This window comes from Streptomyces sp. WY228, from assembly GCF_019287315.1.
In the GTDB taxonomy this organism is placed as follows: domain Bacteria; phylum Actinomycetota; class Actinomycetes; order Streptomycetales; family Streptomycetaceae; genus Streptomyces; species Streptomyces caviscabies.
Genome location: NZ_CP079114.1, coordinates 38,967 through 53,558, shown reverse-complemented (window position 1 = coordinate 53,558; position 14,592 = coordinate 38,967). Strand labels below are relative to the sequence as shown.

11 protein-coding genes and 1 pseudogene are annotated in these 14,592 nt (G+C 67.9%); 9 read left to right on the top strand and 3 right to left on the bottom strand.

The window, feature by feature from the left end; all coding sequences use genetic code 11:
• The first annotated feature begins 21 nt into the window (after positions 1 to 21).
• From KV381_RS00205 to KV381_RS00195, 3 genes are read left to right on the top strand one after another with little or no spacing between them, the layout of a single operon-like run.
• Positions 22 to 624 (top strand): helix-turn-helix domain-containing protein, encoded by a 603-nt coding sequence (locus KV381_RS00205; protein WP_218784189.1) that lies wholly within the window; start codon positions 22 to 24, stop codon positions 622 to 624.
• A 22-nt stretch (positions 625 to 646) separates the two neighbouring features.
• On the top strand, positions 647 to 2,833 hold the full coding sequence (locus tag KV381_RS00200) for a hypothetical protein (RefSeq protein WP_218784188.1): 2,187 nt from the start codon (positions 647 to 649) through the stop codon (positions 2,831 to 2,833).
• Positions 2,833 to 3,546 carry a helix-turn-helix domain containing protein gene (locus KV381_RS00195; protein ID WP_218784187.1) on the top strand — a complete coding sequence of 238 codons (714 nt, stop codon included), beginning with the start codon at positions 2,833 to 2,835 and terminating at the stop codon, positions 3,544 to 3,546. Before KV381_RS00200 ends, KV381_RS00195 begins: the two co-directional genes overlap by 1 nt.
• A 252-nt stretch (positions 3,547 to 3,798) precedes the next feature.
• Here KV381_RS00195 and KV381_RS00190 read toward each other — a convergent pair whose 3' ends face one another.
• Positions 3,799 to 4,614 carry an SAVMC3_10250 family protein gene (locus KV381_RS00190; protein ID WP_256994994.1) on the bottom strand — a complete coding sequence of 272 codons (816 nt, stop codon included), beginning with the start codon at positions 4,612 to 4,614 and terminating at the stop codon, positions 3,799 to 3,801.
• A gap of 1,087 nt (positions 4,615 to 5,701) precedes the next feature.
• Between KV381_RS00190 and KV381_RS00185 the strand changes: the two genes are divergently transcribed.
• The 3 genes from KV381_RS00185 to KV381_RS00175 are packed head-to-tail and all read left to right on the top strand — an operon-like array spanning position 5,702 to position 9,275.
• Positions 5,702 to 6,238 carry a hypothetical protein gene (locus tag KV381_RS00185; protein ID WP_218784185.1) on the top strand — a complete coding sequence of 179 codons (537 nt, stop codon included), beginning with the start codon at positions 5,702 to 5,704 and terminating at the stop codon, positions 6,236 to 6,238.
• A gap of 39 nt (positions 6,239 to 6,277) precedes the next feature.
• Positions 6,278 to 8,509: a hypothetical protein gene (locus KV381_RS00180; RefSeq protein ID WP_218784184.1), complete on the top strand. Its 2,232-nt coding sequence runs from the start codon at positions 6,278 to 6,280 to the stop codon at positions 8,507 to 8,509.
• Entirely contained in the window at positions 8,493 to 9,275 is a 783-nt protein-coding gene (locus KV381_RS00175) for a hypothetical protein (protein ID WP_218784183.1), read from the top strand. Before KV381_RS00180 ends, KV381_RS00175 begins: the two co-directional genes overlap by 17 nt.
• Positions 9,276 to 9,600: 325 nt before the next feature.
• On the opposite strand, the gene KV381_RS00170 is transcribed toward KV381_RS00175, so the two are convergent.
• Positions 9,601 to 10,233 carry a hypothetical protein gene (locus KV381_RS00170; RefSeq protein WP_218784182.1) on the bottom strand — a complete coding sequence of 211 codons (633 nt, stop codon included), beginning with the start codon at positions 10,231 to 10,233 and terminating at the stop codon, positions 9,601 to 9,603.
• 475 nt (positions 10,234 to 10,708) lie between these two features.
• Here KV381_RS00170 and KV381_RS00165 point away from each other — a divergent pair.
• Positions 10,709 to 12,174, top strand: a pseudogene (locus KV381_RS00165) (NF041680 family putative transposase).
• A gap of 103 nt (positions 12,175 to 12,277) precedes the next feature.
• Positions 12,278 to 12,907: a hypothetical protein gene (locus tag KV381_RS00160; RefSeq protein ID WP_218784181.1), complete on the top strand. Its 630-nt coding sequence runs from the start codon at positions 12,278 to 12,280 to the stop codon at positions 12,905 to 12,907.
• A 36-nt stretch (positions 12,908 to 12,943) separates the two neighbouring features.
• Here KV381_RS00160 and KV381_RS00155 read toward each other — a convergent pair whose 3' ends face one another.
• Entirely contained in the window at positions 12,944 to 13,714 is a 771-nt protein-coding gene (locus tag KV381_RS00155) for a transposase (protein WP_218784180.1), read from the bottom strand.
• Between the two features lie 238 nt (positions 13,715 to 13,952).
• Between KV381_RS00155 and KV381_RS00150 the strand changes: the two genes are divergently transcribed.
• Complete coding sequence (locus KV381_RS00150) at positions 13,953 to 14,516, top strand: hypothetical protein (protein ID WP_218784179.1); 564 nt, start codon at positions 13,953 to 13,955, stop codon at positions 14,514 to 14,516.
• The last annotated feature ends 76 nt before the right edge of the window (positions 14,517 to 14,592 follow it).

Here is a 14,592-nt window from a genome sequence, read left to right as displayed (position 1 = left end):
CCCGATCCGAGGAGGCAGGCCATGCTGCTCACCACAGGACAAGCCGCAGAGGAACTGGGCTGCGCGATCACCACTTACCGGCGCCTCATTAGGGCAGGCGTGCTTCCCGGCATCTCCCGGCGCGGCGTCCGTGTGATGACGCCTCTCTGGGTAGTCCGAGCCCTGCAAGAGCGCGCCCACCCCTCTTTGAATCGCCTCAACGTCAAAGAAGTTGCAGTCCTGCGTGTCGACGCGGCACGCCCCAGCGAGGACAACCACCGGGAGCCGATCGGCTACGCGGCAGGTCTTGGCCCCGAGGTACTCCTCAACCGCTTGAGGGGCTGGTGGCGCTGCGACGCTGCCAGCGTGGCGGCCGGGGGAGTGCTGCCGGTGACCCTGTCCGGCTACGTGGTGGCCGTCCTTACCGGTCTTAACAGGTGGGAGAAAGGCCACGGGGGGCGGCACGCTTTTCCGGACGCTGTCCTGGCCGGACACGTCACCGACCTGGCCACCCCCGTCAAGCATCTGACCGCACCGCAGCAAACCGACCGGGGCATCGCGGACCTCCTCCTGGGCACCCGCCTGCCCTCGCAGTCCAGCGGCGCGATCGCGTACGTCTCCACCCACAGCAGTTCCGCCAACTGACCTGCAGGTACAAGGAATCGTGATGGACGCAAAGACCTACAACGCGGAGCTGGCCGAGCTGCGCGCCCTGCGGGACGGCATCAGGAAGGCGCAGGCCGCGCTGGAGAAACTGGAGACGGACCGCGCCCGCAAGATCACCGCGCTCGCGGGATACGAGAAGGCGAAGGCAGAGCGCATCGCACCCGCCGCCGGACTCAGCCTGGCCGACATCGTGGCGATCGCCCCCATCCTCGCCCCCGACCGGCTCACCACCGCAGCACAGCCAAACCCCACTCCCGTGCCCCCGTCGCCCGAACCGGCAGCTCCGCCCACTGCAGCCGTCTCAGCCCCCGAGCCCGCCGGGGACACAGCACTGCCCAGCGGCACCGAACACCCACAGCCCCCCTCCCAGGCGGGTACGGTCGCCCCGGCCATGACCCGCCCCGCCCCTGAACCGGCAGCGGAACCCGAACTGCCCGCAGCCTCCTCTAAGCCGGCCCCGGCCGCCGTCGCTCCTCTCGCGGCCCAGGGAGCACAGCACACCCTGCCCGGTATCCCCGAAGGCCTTGATGGGGACCGTTGGTTCGCTCATACCGCGAACCTCGTCTCCACGCACCCCAACTTCACCCAGCAGGCCCGCAGCACCGTCTTCCTCGACACGCATACCGGTGTGCTGGTCCACCGTGACCAGACGTTCCGCATCGACCTGCCGACCGCCAGCGCCGCGGAAATTCTGAACACCGTCTTCCACGTCCTGCCCGGCGGCGTCGAGCGGATCTACATCACCGCGGGCGCCCCCTGGCACCGGCAGGCCGACCAGCACCCCTTCCTCAAGGACACCGTCGCCGCCTGGCTGAACGCCCCCACACCCGGCTGGCGCACGGACACCGGCCGCGGCAAGGACCGGATGGCCGGCCACTTCGTCCACCCCCGCAACCCCGTCGGTCGCTACCAGCGCGAACACGGCGACCAGCACGTCGAAATCCGCTCAGCGGGGGAGTGGTTCGATACTGAGGGCACCGAGCCCGCCGTCATCCGTGACGCGTTTGTCCTGCTGTGGAAGGCCCTGCGTCGCCACTGGCCCGACGCCGTCCTGATGGGCTCACCGTCCCAGACCGGCCGTGACCTGTGGACCCGCACCATCCCGACCAAGGGCCAGTACGCGGACGGCTACCCCGTCCTGTCCGAAGAGCTCCGCGGCCTCTTCCACGCCACCGCGGGGCAGGGACGTACCGAACTCATCACCCCGCCCCACGTTCCCGCCCAGCTCCCCGCCCTGGTCGAGTACGACCGCACCTTCGCCTACGCCAAACACACCTGGAAATCCGGAGTCGGCACCCCCCGCCGCGTCACCGCAGCCACCTTCGCCTCCTGGTCCCAGAAGGAACAGACCAAAGCCCTCTTCGCCTGCGGCCACTGGCACGTCCGCGTCACCGTCCCCGACACCTGGACCCACATCGGGATCCTCCCCGCACCCGCCCCCGGCGACCGCGCCTGGCACTACCCCGCCACCCCCGGCACCACCTTCACCACCTGGGCCGGCGGCCCCGAAATCCACACCGCCCTGTCCAACCCCCACACCCCGTGGAAGATCGAAATCCTCGACGGGATCCTCTTCGACGACGGCAAACCACTCGACGACTGGTCCAAGAAGCTCAAGGAAGCCTGGTCCTCCCTCACCGCCCAGGCCGACCTGAACGGCGACCCCGACCAGCGCACCGCAGCCCACCTCGCCGCCCGCGCCGTCCGCGCCCTCCTCCTCTACGGAATCGGCGCCTTCGCCCAACGCCCCCGCACCGTCACCGGCACCACCCCCCGCACCATGGAACGCGACGTCCCCCCGGACGCCGAAATCATCGGCTTCGACGACCAGACCATCACCTGGCAACGCCCCACCGGCTTCACCCGCGACCCCAACGCCCACCCCGAATGGGCCGCCCACATCTGGTCATCCGCCCGCGCCGCCCTGCTCTCCCAGCGCCACCGCGACGACAACACCTACGCCGGAGCCCTCCACGCCCCGCCCGGCACGATCGTCGCCTTCCGCACCGACGCCGTCTACCTCACCCAGCCCCAACCATGGCCCCACCACGGCCAGCCGGGCGACTACCTCAACAAAGGCCACCTCCCCGGCCCCATCCCGGCCCCCGCCACCGAAGACGAACTCCTGACCCTCCGCGACAGGGGCCGCGCCGCCCACCACGCCACGCCCACCCCTGGGAGGGCCTGATGCCACCGCGCCGCAAGCGCCCCCCGGCACCGCATCGCAACGAAGCAGCCTGCCTCGCCGACCAACTCCAACAAGCCGGCTACACCAAACGCGACATCGCCCGCATCATCAACCGCGACGCCTCCCTCGTCTCCCAGTTCTACACAAAAAACAAGGGCGCAGCCTTCGTCCCCGCCCTCACCCAGGTCCTCACCGCCATCCACACCACAGGCATCAGCGGCGTCACCGAACTCGCGGCCATCGCCGCCCCCCACACCACCCGCCGCACCACCGCCAGCGGCACCCGAGCTCGCGTCCGCACCAAAGCCGTCCTCATCACCCCCACCGGTACCGGCACCGGACGCGCCGGAGCACAAGCCATCGCCTCCGGCTCCGCCCGGCTCCGCCCGTTGATCGCCGAAGCCGCCCGCCAGGACCTGCGCCTGGCCTTCACCGTGCGCCTCGCCAAAACCGGCTACGTCCACGTGTCAGGAAGCCGCACCGACTCACCCGGCATCCGCCGCGACGTCATCCAGCGTGCCGACCACACCGAGGAACGCTCCTACGGATCCGCCACAACGGGCGGCTTCGCGGCAGCAGACATCGCACGTCTTGTCGATGCGGCGGGCGGCGATGTCACCACGGCCATCCATCGGTGGCTGGTCGACACCGGCCGGATCCACCCCGACGCCCACATCGTCCATCTGGAGATCCGTACCTGGCGCCGCCGCTGAACCCGAGCGGCCGCAACGGGTGTACCGCCAACCCCGCAGCCGGGTGATGTGGTGCCTGGGCGTCATCCTGTCCGGTCGTGCCTGACGCGTGTACGCCGCGGAGAAGGCCACAGTGGGGCCACGATGGCAGCACGGTCGTTGCCCTTTCATGTTCTGGCTGGAATCGACCACGGCATGCGATCAGCCGCAACGATGCCTGGCACTCCAGCGGTTCGGCTGCCCCGGGGACGGCCGGTCGTGCACCGCCAGGAGTCACGAGCGCCGACGGCGCCAGCGTGCGAGCCATCCCGTCGTGGGTGGCGCGGCCGAGGCCACCTCCGACGGCGGACGCTGCAGCCCGGTCTCGACGTACAAGGGGGTCGCGACGATCAGCCGATGCCGCAGAGGCTCCGGCGGGAAGTTGCACAGCACTCGTGCGTGCCCCCGCAGATAGCCGGCCGTCCGGTGATCGGCATGCATCGCGAACGCGGAGCGAGCCGCGAACTCCTGATCATTCAGGCGAGTGGAGCCCAGCAGACTCGGCAGCGACGTATCACCCCGGGCTTCCCGGGCGACCAAGTCCACTGCCAGATCGTGAAGCCAGTCCGAGCCGGACCCCATCCTGCTGGGTGGATGGTCACGGTGGTCCCGCACGTGCTGCATCGAGCCGCAGAGTAGCAACTGAATGTGGCCGCAGAATTCGTCGTCACGGTGCCTGCAACGGCCCTCTTCCAATGACTTCCAGGTGAAAACGTCGTGGTAGCGGAGCCCTAGATCCCGTGCCGCTGCGCCATAGAGGAAGGGCCCGCAGAACTCCAGCCAGGCACGCCCTCCCAGCTCCTGGCATGTGGACGGCTCTTGGGTGTGAGCCGAGCACGTCTCCCGAAGGTGTGCCAGAGCCTTCTCCAGCCGTTCGGCATCCCGCTCGGTGGCCGTGGGCTGCTCCGCGTTGCTCGGGCCGAGTGCGATGCGGGCACTGATACCCATAGCGCTGGCTTCCGCTTCCAGGGACCGGTCACCGAGCCCCCTGCGAGGCGGCTCGTAGAAGTCATCCAGCTTGGCCGTTGCCAGATATTGCAGTTCCCGCACGGGCGCCCCCACTCGCATGACATCCCACCGCTGTCGTGATGCTGGTTCTACACTTCCCAGCCCGCATCCCCGTGAGTCATCGGCGGAGGACGGCGGCGCACTCAGGCTCTGGCACCATGGCACGGCCGAGCATCGAGCACCCCATCGAGGACAACGGCGTCTGCTCGGGGAGCAAGTCAGAGGCGGGCAGTTCACTTCCACCTCCCACATGGCCCCAGGCCTCCGGAAGATGCGGCTCCAGCCGGGCTCACTGCGAGTCAGAGAGGTGACCCCTCCCTATTCCAACAGGAACGATTCGAATGCTCGCCAGCCACGTGGCTCGTCGGACAGCCCCAGCCACCATGAGCGCGCGCCACACTCTGTGGGGAGCGCCCCGTCTCAGAGGGCGGGGCCGGGATGGCTGTGGTGGGGCAGACGTCTGACAGCCCGCACTGGCTGGATTGCAGCCTTGCACCGCGTCGCCGAATCCGCTGGCTTGCCGTCTCGGCAAGCCTCTTTTAAGCACCGACTGGACCAGACGACTCAAAATTCAGACGGTGGCGGCCCCGGTGAAGAATGTTGCACGCCATCTCGCGAATGTCTCATTATCGACGGCGGCCGGGCGGCTCTTCGGGGCGTCCTTCGAAAATGTCATTGCCGGAGAAATAGGCGCCCAGGCTGAGAGGTATGCGCCTGACCCTTATCCGCATTCTGCTGTCCCCCATCACCAGTTGCCGAGCGGCCTGGGCTGTGACGCACAGTGCGGGACACCTGTCGTTCGACGCCGCGTGGCGGCAGGAACGCGTGGCCAGACACCCTGATGAGCTGGTCTATCGCCAGCACGGTCACCAGCCGCCCCGTGAACGGAACGCCCCCTGAGCAGGGGGGCACAAGCCCTCGAGTCCGAATACCGAACCGGGGGCTGACGGGGGAAGTATGGACAGCCCGCCCAGACCGTAATCTGCGGCAGAAGAGACTGGAGAAACGCGTGTGACGAGAGAGGAAAAGTTCCTTTCAGCCATCTTCCCGAACGCTTGATGACTGCACCGGCGAGTGAGCCAGAATCTTCTCGCGTTGCTTCGATACGCACAAAAATCAGGGGGAGTTCATGGCTGATCTCAGTGCCCTATCCGCGGTGCTCGGCGCCGGGCTGCCGGCCACCTTCACATTTCTCTACCAACGCCTGGAGAACCTGCTGGACCGCCGCGGCGAGCCGGAAGCTGACCTGTCTGCTCCCGGGGTCCTGAGCGGGGAACTGAGCCTGCCGCTCATCGCGAACCAGCAGGCACTCGCGGAACGCCAGGACAACCTGGAGACCCTGCGCGATGTGCTGGAGGGATACCAGCACGATCCCACACGAATCGATGCCGCTGATGTCCGGCTGCTGCGCATGCTCGGCCGGGTGCGCGGCACGCTCGAGGACATTTACGACCAGCGCCTGACGTTCGTGGGGGAGGAGGACCGCGAGCCGTCCGGACCGTCGGCACAACAGAAGATCAAGACGCTGCACGGCAGGGCCACGGGCATCGATGCCGACACCGTCGTTGGCCCGGTCGAGACGGTCCACGAGGTCGAGACGGTGGAGACGGGCGGCGAGCTGACGGGTATCAGGGCCCGCTACGTGGGTCCGCCGCCTTCCAGGTGATCTGCCGCCACCCTCCGGTCGCCTCGAGAAGGACAATATGTGACCTCCATCATCCCGTCCCCGCAGCCCCTAGACGACCTGCCGGCGCCCGACCGCGATCCGCAGCCTCCGGACGATGCCCAGCCCTCACCTGCCGCTTCCCGCAACGGCCCGCCCCCGCCACAACCCGCTCCTGCCACCCCTGCCGACGACGCTGCCGGCGCAAACGACAGCGAACACCACGAGCAGACCACCAAGGACTACTGGGCCTGGCGGGTCAGCCAGCGCGTCGGCACGAACAACGGCGTGGTCATCGGGACACTCATCGAGCAGGGCATCCGACGCCTGCGCGGCACCACCCTCACCCCCAAGGACATCACCACACACCTGCGGGCCTATGTCCGCAACCCGGACGACGACCTCACGATCAACAAGATCCTCACCGAGAAGCGGGTGGTGGTGCTGACCGGGGCGGACGGCAGCGGCCGCTTCAGCACCGCGCTGGACGTGCTGCACCGCCGACTGGACGACAACGGCACCGTCCGCCAGATCCGGCAGGTCCGCCGGGAATCAGGTGATCCATTCGAAGTGGGCGGTCTCCACGAGCCTGACACCGGCTGGATCCTGGACCTGCGGGCCGAGACGCCTCCGGCAGGCTTCGGAGCCGACCTGGCTGCGGACGCTGCAGAGCTCACCCAGGGTTCCCTTCTCGTGGTCCTGGTCGGCACGAACGCATGGGAGAGCTGCGCCACGGCCGCAACTGACCTCGCCCACGCCCTGGCCGGCCCGCCCCGCGACCGCATCCTGCGCAGCTATCTGCAGCACGCCCCCCTCACTATCGACAGCAGCAGGTGGAGCGAGGCCCCTGCAATCCGGCGGGGGATCGCTTCACTCGTGCCGGCCCGGATTGCTGGCTGGGCCGACGCCATCGTCAACACCGAGGAAGTCGAACGGGACGAGGGCCGCCTCACCTCCGACCAGGTCAACGACGACACCTACTTCAACGGACTGGTTCAAAAGGTCGTCAAAGCCGCCGAAGACTGGCGCGGTGAACTCCTCGACTGGCACACCAACCACCAGGACAGCGACTACCGCAACTACCTGCTCGCCGCCGCAGTACTCGAGGGCGCGAGATCGGAGAAGATCTACGAGGCCTCCACCAACCTGGCCAAGGCCCTCAAGGAGGCCCCCCAGCCCCGACCCGGGCAGCAAGGACTCGGCGTCGTCGCGCTGACAAAGGAGGCCAACGCCGAACTCCAGCGGGACGGCACAATCCGCTTCCAGTACCACAACTACGCCGAGGCGGTCGTCGACTACTTCCTCGACGACCGCCCCCACCTGCTGGAAGAATTCACCCGCTGGACCGCCGAACAGGTCACCGGGCTCGACCGAGACCTCGCCCAGCGACTGGCCCAGCGCGTCATCCACTGGGCCGTGCACTACACGGCCCGCCACCGCAGAACCCATCTGCTCAAATCCCTGGCCGACCAGTGGTCCACCACCCACGCCAAGGCCGCCTGCGACCTCCTGGTCCTGGCCGCCGTCGACGACCGCAGCGGCGACCTCGCCCGCAACGCCTACCGCCGGTGGACCAGCCCCGAGACCACCTCGCTCTCCGCCGACTTCACGGCCGTACTGATCCGTGCATGTTGCCGCATCGCCGAGGCCCACCCCGTGAGCATGCTCAGCCGCATCGCTGAGCTCGCCAGCTTCGCGCACCAGGACAGCGACGGCAAGGATTCCCTCCGGGTTACCCAGGCCGTCAGCGAGGCCCTCAACACCCTGTGGGACGACAGCCAGCAGCGCGCAGGAATCCACCATCAACTCACCACCTGGACCAGCGACCCGGACGGCTCCCACCGGGCGGCCGCACAGGGCACCTTCGCCCACCTCGCCCAGCGCCGCACCTCCAACGGCCCGGCCCTGCTGACCGACCCCTTGACCGACACCGCATGGCTCACCGACATGTGGCGCAACGCGCTGCCCACCAGCGGCTGGTCCACGCCAGTCGCCGACTCCTTCGCCTACTGGATGGAAAGCGTCCTCAGCCACCCCGAACTACGAGAGAGCATCGAACAGATCGTGTGCGGGGCCGTCCACCGCACCACCGACCCGTACTACAGCGCCAACCGCCGGATCGCCGTGCAGAACCTCCTGTACAGCTGGGCCCCCGCCCCACCGGCCCCGCAAGACACTGACGCCACACAACAGCGTGACCGGATCCTGAACCTCCTCATGGCCCAAGACCCCGCCGCACCCCCGCCTGCGGACGGCCATGCGCGGCATCCGTAGCCGAACCGGCTGGCCGGCACCGCGCGCCGGCCAGCTCACCGGCAGCCATCTGCTGGCCAGCAACACCCCGGGACACCGCTTCCACGCCGAACTAAGCGGCCAGTGGCAGGAAACACCTGCCGCCCGCCTCCACCACGATCCGTGCGCGGCCGCCACCCACCACGCCCTTGAGACCGCCCGCTTCACCGCCACCCGCTACCCACTGGGCGAACACCAGGCCGCGCAGGCCCATATCAACAGCCGTCTGGGCGCCGAAACCGACCTCGACGACATCCCGGTCCGTCTGCTGTGGGCGCGCGTCGAACTGACCGTTACCGCCGAGAACCTTGCCGCGGCCACCATCCTGGAGCGACGGTTGCACGAGGAGGCGCTGAACGAGCAGTCACGCCGACGGCGCCAGCAGGAGGCGGAAGAACTCCACCAGACGCTGGCTGCCACCCCGACCCTGACGCTGGCTTACTGGCTCGCGAATCACCCCGAGGCAACGGGTAAAGACACTGTCGAGGCCATCAACCGGCTAGCGCAGCAGATCACCGATCACGCGCCCGATAACGCCTGGGTCCAGGCTGCCCGCCTCCTGCAGACCTTCGTCGAACGGCTCGACAAGCATCAGCGTGCGAACCTCGTCGAGAGCCTGGCACAGATCATGACTCGCTACGACGAGCCCGTCTTGGCCGACGACATGCGGGCCCTCGCCTCCGGCACGGCCCACCTCAACGGAAACGCGTCCCACAACCCGCCAGGACCAGACACAAAAGTCCGCTGAGGCAGCCTGCGGGTGCGCAGCTCTGAGGCCTGACGGAACCCGAGACTTTTGCTTCCGGAACCAGCCGGCGCAGCTCGTCTGCCAGGTCCTGCGACGATGCGGACTGCGTCGAGGGCGCCACCAAGGCTTCCCACACGCCACGGTGTCCTGCGGCGCCTTCGACCCGGGCTCGATACGGTTCAGATCCGCCAGTCCGAGCGGTTCACGGTCGTCAACCTCCACCTCCACCTGTTCGCCGGCGATCCACTCGGGCTTTCCTGTGTCCGTTCCGGACAGTTGGGTTGGACCAGGGACGCAACTGCCCGGGCCCAAGCCTCCTCCGTGTCTACTCGCCCCGCCGCTTCAGCGGGATGGGGGCATCGAAGACGTCGACGACGGACTCTGAGGTTCCGCTGCCTTCGAAGTCGACGTCGTAGCGGCTGTGCAGCAGCGTATGAATCCTCACCCACCTGTCTTGATCCGTTGCGTCCGCCGCCACCTGGAGCGCGCCGCGAACAGGACCCGCACTGCTGTCCTTCTGCTTGCTCGTCCAGGTCCGCTCGAGATTCGCCCCCTCAGGAATGGCCCAGGTGCGCAGCTCGGCGCTGGCCGGTACAGACACCTCGTCGTTGAGCAGGCGGATGACCCACCCGACGCCTCCGTCGCGCTGCCGCTCATTCGACATGCGGATACCGAGCCCGATCATGTAAGCCCCCTCGAGGTACTCCTCGAGTTCCTCGTCGATCTGTCCGAAGAACACAGCCTCGCGAACGACCTCGACCGGACCGCACTCGGTGAAGGCCCCCATAACCGGAGCGCACTTGTCCTTAAGGTACTGCTGCACGGCCATGCGCACCGCCTTGGGCACCCGGTCAAGCACCTCTCCAAGGGCACTGTCGTCCCGGTCGTACAGAAAGCAGTTCAGTGCACTGACCATTTCCGCCGTCAAGTGGAGATCACCGGCTCCCAGCGTGGTCACGGCCTCCAGTTCGTCCCCAGGACCCCTTACCAGGGCGAACACCCTGCTCCGGCCAGGACTCGTGTGCGCGATGAACGAATGAATCATTTCCTGTCTCACATCACATCTCAGGAGCGGTTGCCGACACGAAAACGCGCCTGGGCCGCAGAAGAATAAGGGAACCCCGTCAACCGACCTGTCACACGAGTTACTCGCCCGTCCGCATGAGTCGGAGGTGATTCGCTGTCAGACCCGGCGCTTCAGCCCAGGATCCGCATGGCGTCGGCCGCCTACCCAGGCGGCATCGGCGGGGGCAAGACGCACCCGCCACCTTCCAGGCCCGCCGCTCCGAGCTAACTTGATCTTTAACCTCGGACGTCGAACGGCCTCTCGTACTTGATCATCCGGTCTGGTAACTGCCGTACGTGCAGACGGCCTTCGGCTGAGCATGTGCTCCGACCAAGGAACACACACGCTCAGCACGAAGGCCGTGGGGATGAGTCTGCTGCATCAAGCTGTCCGGCAGGATCCGTTCGAGGAACTGTCACGCTTCCGGGGCGAGTTCTACTCCTGCCTGACCAGACGTGCGGACGCTCTGTTCGAGCTGGCGGATGCCGTGCTGTGTGCGGACGGCCCGGTCAGGTCGCTGGTGGAGCTGTCGCTGGTGGGCGAACACCGTCGTGGGCACGGCGGGCTCTACAACGCCCTGGCCGCCGGCAGGGTGGAGGTGGCCCGGCTGCGTCGGGCCCTGGCCGCGATGCCTTTGCCGCGGGCGGCGGACGGGCGGCTGGTGCTGGCCGCCGACATCACCTGCTGGCTGCGGCCCGACGCGCACACCTCACCACAACGGATCCTGTGCTACACCTACGGACGCGGCAAGGACCAGCACATTCCCGTTCCCGGCTGGCCGTACTCGGTGATCTGCGCACTGGAGACGGGCCGCAGCTCGTGGACCGCTCCGTTGGACGCACTGCGTCTCGCCCCGGGTGACGACGCCGCCACGGTCACCGCTGGGCAGATGCGTGAACTGGTCGAGCGGCTCGTCAGCGCCGGGCAGTGGCGAGGCGGCGACCCGGACATCCTGATCGTGGTGGACGCCGGTTACGACGTGCCCCGTCTGGCCTTCCTGCTCAGGGATCTGCCGGTGCAGGTGCTGGGCCGGATGCGCTCGGACCGCGTCCTGCGTCGCGCTGCACCACCCCGTGAGCCCGGCACCCGGGGCCGCCCATCCCGCCACGGTGGCGAGTTCGCGTTCGGCGACCCCGCCACCTGGAACACCCCTGACGCGGCGACCGTGACCGAGACCCGCCTCTACGGCGTCGCAGCCGCCCGGGCCTGGGACCGGCTCCACCCGAGGCTGACCCATCGCTCCGCCTGGACCGCCCAGCTGGGTGCGCTGCCGGTGATCGAGGGCACCGTGATCCTCCTGAAGGCCGAGCGCCTGCCCAGCGGCGCCACCCCCAAGCCGGTATGGCTGTGGTGGTCGGGCACCGACGCCACCGCAGCCCAGGTCGACCTGCTCTGGCAAGCCTTCCTGCGGCGCTTCGACATCGAGCACACCTTCCGCCTGTTCAAGCAGACCCTGGGCTGGACCTGTCCGAGGATCCGAACCCCGGAGGCCGCCGACCGCTGGACCTGGCTGATCCTCGCGGCCTTCACCCAGCTCCGGCTCGCCCGCCCGCTCGCCCGCTCGCCGCTGACCTTCGCCGGCCTTGGGAGAAACCGGCCCCGACCGACAGACTCACCCCTGCCCGAGTCCGCCGCGACTTCCGGCACCTCCGCCCGAAGGCCGCCTGTCCCGCCGGAGCACCGAAATCCTCCCGCCCCGGTCCCGGACGACCACCCGGACGCAAGAACACCCAGCCGACCCCACGCCACGACGTCCACACAGTCCGCAAAACGGGCATCACGAAATCGAAAGCGAAGAAGTCCACTTCTCCTCGCCCACGCCGCACAGGTTAAAGATCAAGCTAAGGGTTGTCCCGCAATGCTCGGTGGCAAGGCGGACAACCTGCTGTCGGCGGAGGCTGGGGCGAGGATGAGCGGACCCGCCTATGCTTCCGCCATGCAGCAGCCTGGATCCATAGCGATGACCGACGATGACCTGGTTGCGGCGTTCCCACACCAGCTGGCCAGTGACGTTCGGGCGGTGTTGGCGGTCATGCCGGAGGCCCGGATCGCACCCGTGTCGCCGTTCTCGGTGTACGTGGGCGATGAAGCCGTCGCCATTCCGTATCGGATCTATCAGGATGAGCTGCCCGACGACGTGGTGCGCGCCTTGACGGGGGTGCAGCAGGCGGTCCTCCACTGCCTGTACTCACGGCACAGCGACGGGCTGGTCCGCCAGCGGCACCTGGAACACATCGCCAGTTCTGGCGAACCGTGGGCGGTGCCGTTCGTGGTGCAGTTGGCCGGCGAGTACGTCGTGGAGATCGTGGAGTCCATCCAACACGGCCTTGCCGACCTGCTCTCTACGGGGTCCGCCCAGCGGCTGGCATACGGGGACTTCATTGCACGCAATCCGGGGTTCTTCTCGCGGACCGAGCGCCGGGTGGTGAGCTACTGGTCCTGCTACTACCGGTGGAAGTTCCCCGTGTTCGGCACATACCCGGGTTGCCATCTGCTGGGGCTGCTGCGGGCCGCCGCAGTCGACCGCACGGGCAGGGCATGGCCCCGTCACACCCCGCTGGACTAATGGCGAGATGGATCCGTGAGATGAACACCGTCGCCGTCACCCGGTGAGTGCGAGGTTGTGCAGGTGGGCGATGCCGAGCACCGCGTGGTGGACGCCGTCGCCTTTCAGTCGGCAGTCGCGAAGGATCTTCCACGTTTTCATGCGGGCGAATACGTGCTCGACGCGGGCCCGGACCTGCTTGTGGGACTTGTTGTGCGCCTGCTTCCAGGCGGGCAGTTCCTCGTTCTTCGCGTGGCGGCGATGTGGGATGACCAGCCCTGTTCCCCGGTAGCCGCCATCGGCGATGGTAGTCGTGGTGCCAACGGCGGCTTTGGCGCCGGACTCGGTCCAGGCCCGGCAGTCGTTGCGGATGCCGGGCAAGGGCTGGCCGACGACGACGATCAGGCGGGTGCTGGCGTCGATGACCACCTGGTGGTTCGTGGAGTAGCGATAGTTCTTCGACTGCTCCGCGATCTTGTGGTCGCGGGTGGGCACCAACGTGCCGTCGACGATGAGAACGGTGTCCCTGCGGAACCGCTTCCTGGATTGCAGCGCCAACAACGGACCGGTGCGGCCGATGATGCGATCGGCAGCTGACTTCGAGATCCCGAACAGCGGAGCAAGTTGACGCAGGGTCAGATTGGTGCGCCAGTACGCCGTGACCAGCAGCACCCGGTCCTCCAGCGGCAGGCTCCATGGCCGGCCTCGGCGGCACACCTCGCCGCCCTCGCGCCGCAACTGACGCATCAGCTTGGCAAACACCTGCGGGCTCAGCCCGGTGAACGGGGCTATCCAAGACGACTCCGACGCCGTGATCACACCAGACACCGCAAGATCATCTCAGGCGTGGACAGCCGTTACGGGACAGCCCTTAGGGAGACCGATCCCGGCCATTCCCGAAGGGCGTGAGCTCAAGTGCTGGGCGCGTACGCCACTGCACGATCGGCGACGGAGCAGCCCCGTTCAGGTAGTTGCCGCCGTCCGTCTAACGCACTGGCGGGTTGGCTTGATTCGTGTGGGTACGATCGTCGCTACACGCCCCCCACGTTGAGAGCCGAGGACTTACATGTCTGGAAACCTTCCCGTTCAGAGTGTCACGGCAGACTATGCGCAGCGGGTCGCTGATGACCTGGCGGCGAACCGCAGCGAGCAGGAGCGCGTGCGCAGCGAGCTGGCGCGGTTGCAGGATGAACTGGTCCGTCTGGAGGACAGCGAGCAGGTCCTGACGAAGATGCAGGAAGTGCTCGGCGGCACGCCCAAGCAGACAGCGAAGCAGCGCAACGGCGGCAAGGGGGCCGCGGTTCCCGCGGCGCGGGGCTCCAACGGTAAGAAGGCGGCTGCCGCGGCCGGGCGCAAGGCGTCCAAGAAGGCTGTGTCGCCCAAGAAGGCGGGGGAGCCGACGTGGCTGGAGCTGACCACCGCTTACCTGGGAGGACAGGGCGAGCCGCGGTCCGCGGCTGAAGTGGCGGCCTCGCTCACTGAGGCGCACCCTGAGCGCACGGTCCAGGTGACGGTGGTGCGGAACTCTCTGGAGCAGGGCGTTGCGCAGGGGCTGCTGGAGCGTTCCAAGCAGGGACGTTCGGTCTTCTACAGTCCCACCGCCCCTGCCTCAGCCTCGTCCGGTTCCTAGTGCCGCATCAGACAACGTTCGCCCTCTTGACCGAGCCTGAGAACTCGTCCACGCGCGCTCCTCGGCAGGAGTTGTC

What these genes read in the sequence shown, in the direction of transcription:
- KV381_RS00205 (WP_218784189.1), top strand. Translation starts at nt 22, where the DNA reads ATGCTGCTCACCACAGGACAAGCCGCAGAGGAACTGGGCTGCGCGATC.
- KV381_RS00200 (WP_218784188.1), top strand. Translation starts at nt 647, where the DNA reads ATGGACGCAAAGACCTACAACGCGGAGCTGGCCGAGCTGCGCGCCCTG.
- KV381_RS00195 (WP_218784187.1), top strand. Translation starts at nt 2,833, where the DNA reads ATGCCACCGCGCCGCAAGCGCCCCCCGGCACCGCATCGCAACGAAGCA.
- KV381_RS00185 (WP_218784185.1), top strand. Translation starts at nt 5,702, where the DNA reads ATGGCTGATCTCAGTGCCCTATCCGCGGTGCTCGGCGCCGGGCTGCCG.
- KV381_RS00175 (WP_218784183.1), top strand. Translation starts at nt 8,493, where the DNA reads ATGCGCGGCATCCGTAGCCGAACCGGCTGGCCGGCACCGCGCGCCGGC.
- KV381_RS00160 (WP_218784181.1), top strand. Translation starts at nt 12,278, where the DNA reads ATGCAGCAGCCTGGATCCATAGCGATGACCGACGATGACCTGGTTGCG.
- KV381_RS00150 (WP_218784179.1), top strand. Translation starts at nt 13,953, where the DNA reads ATGTCTGGAAACCTTCCCGTTCAGAGTGTCACGGCAGACTATGCGCAG.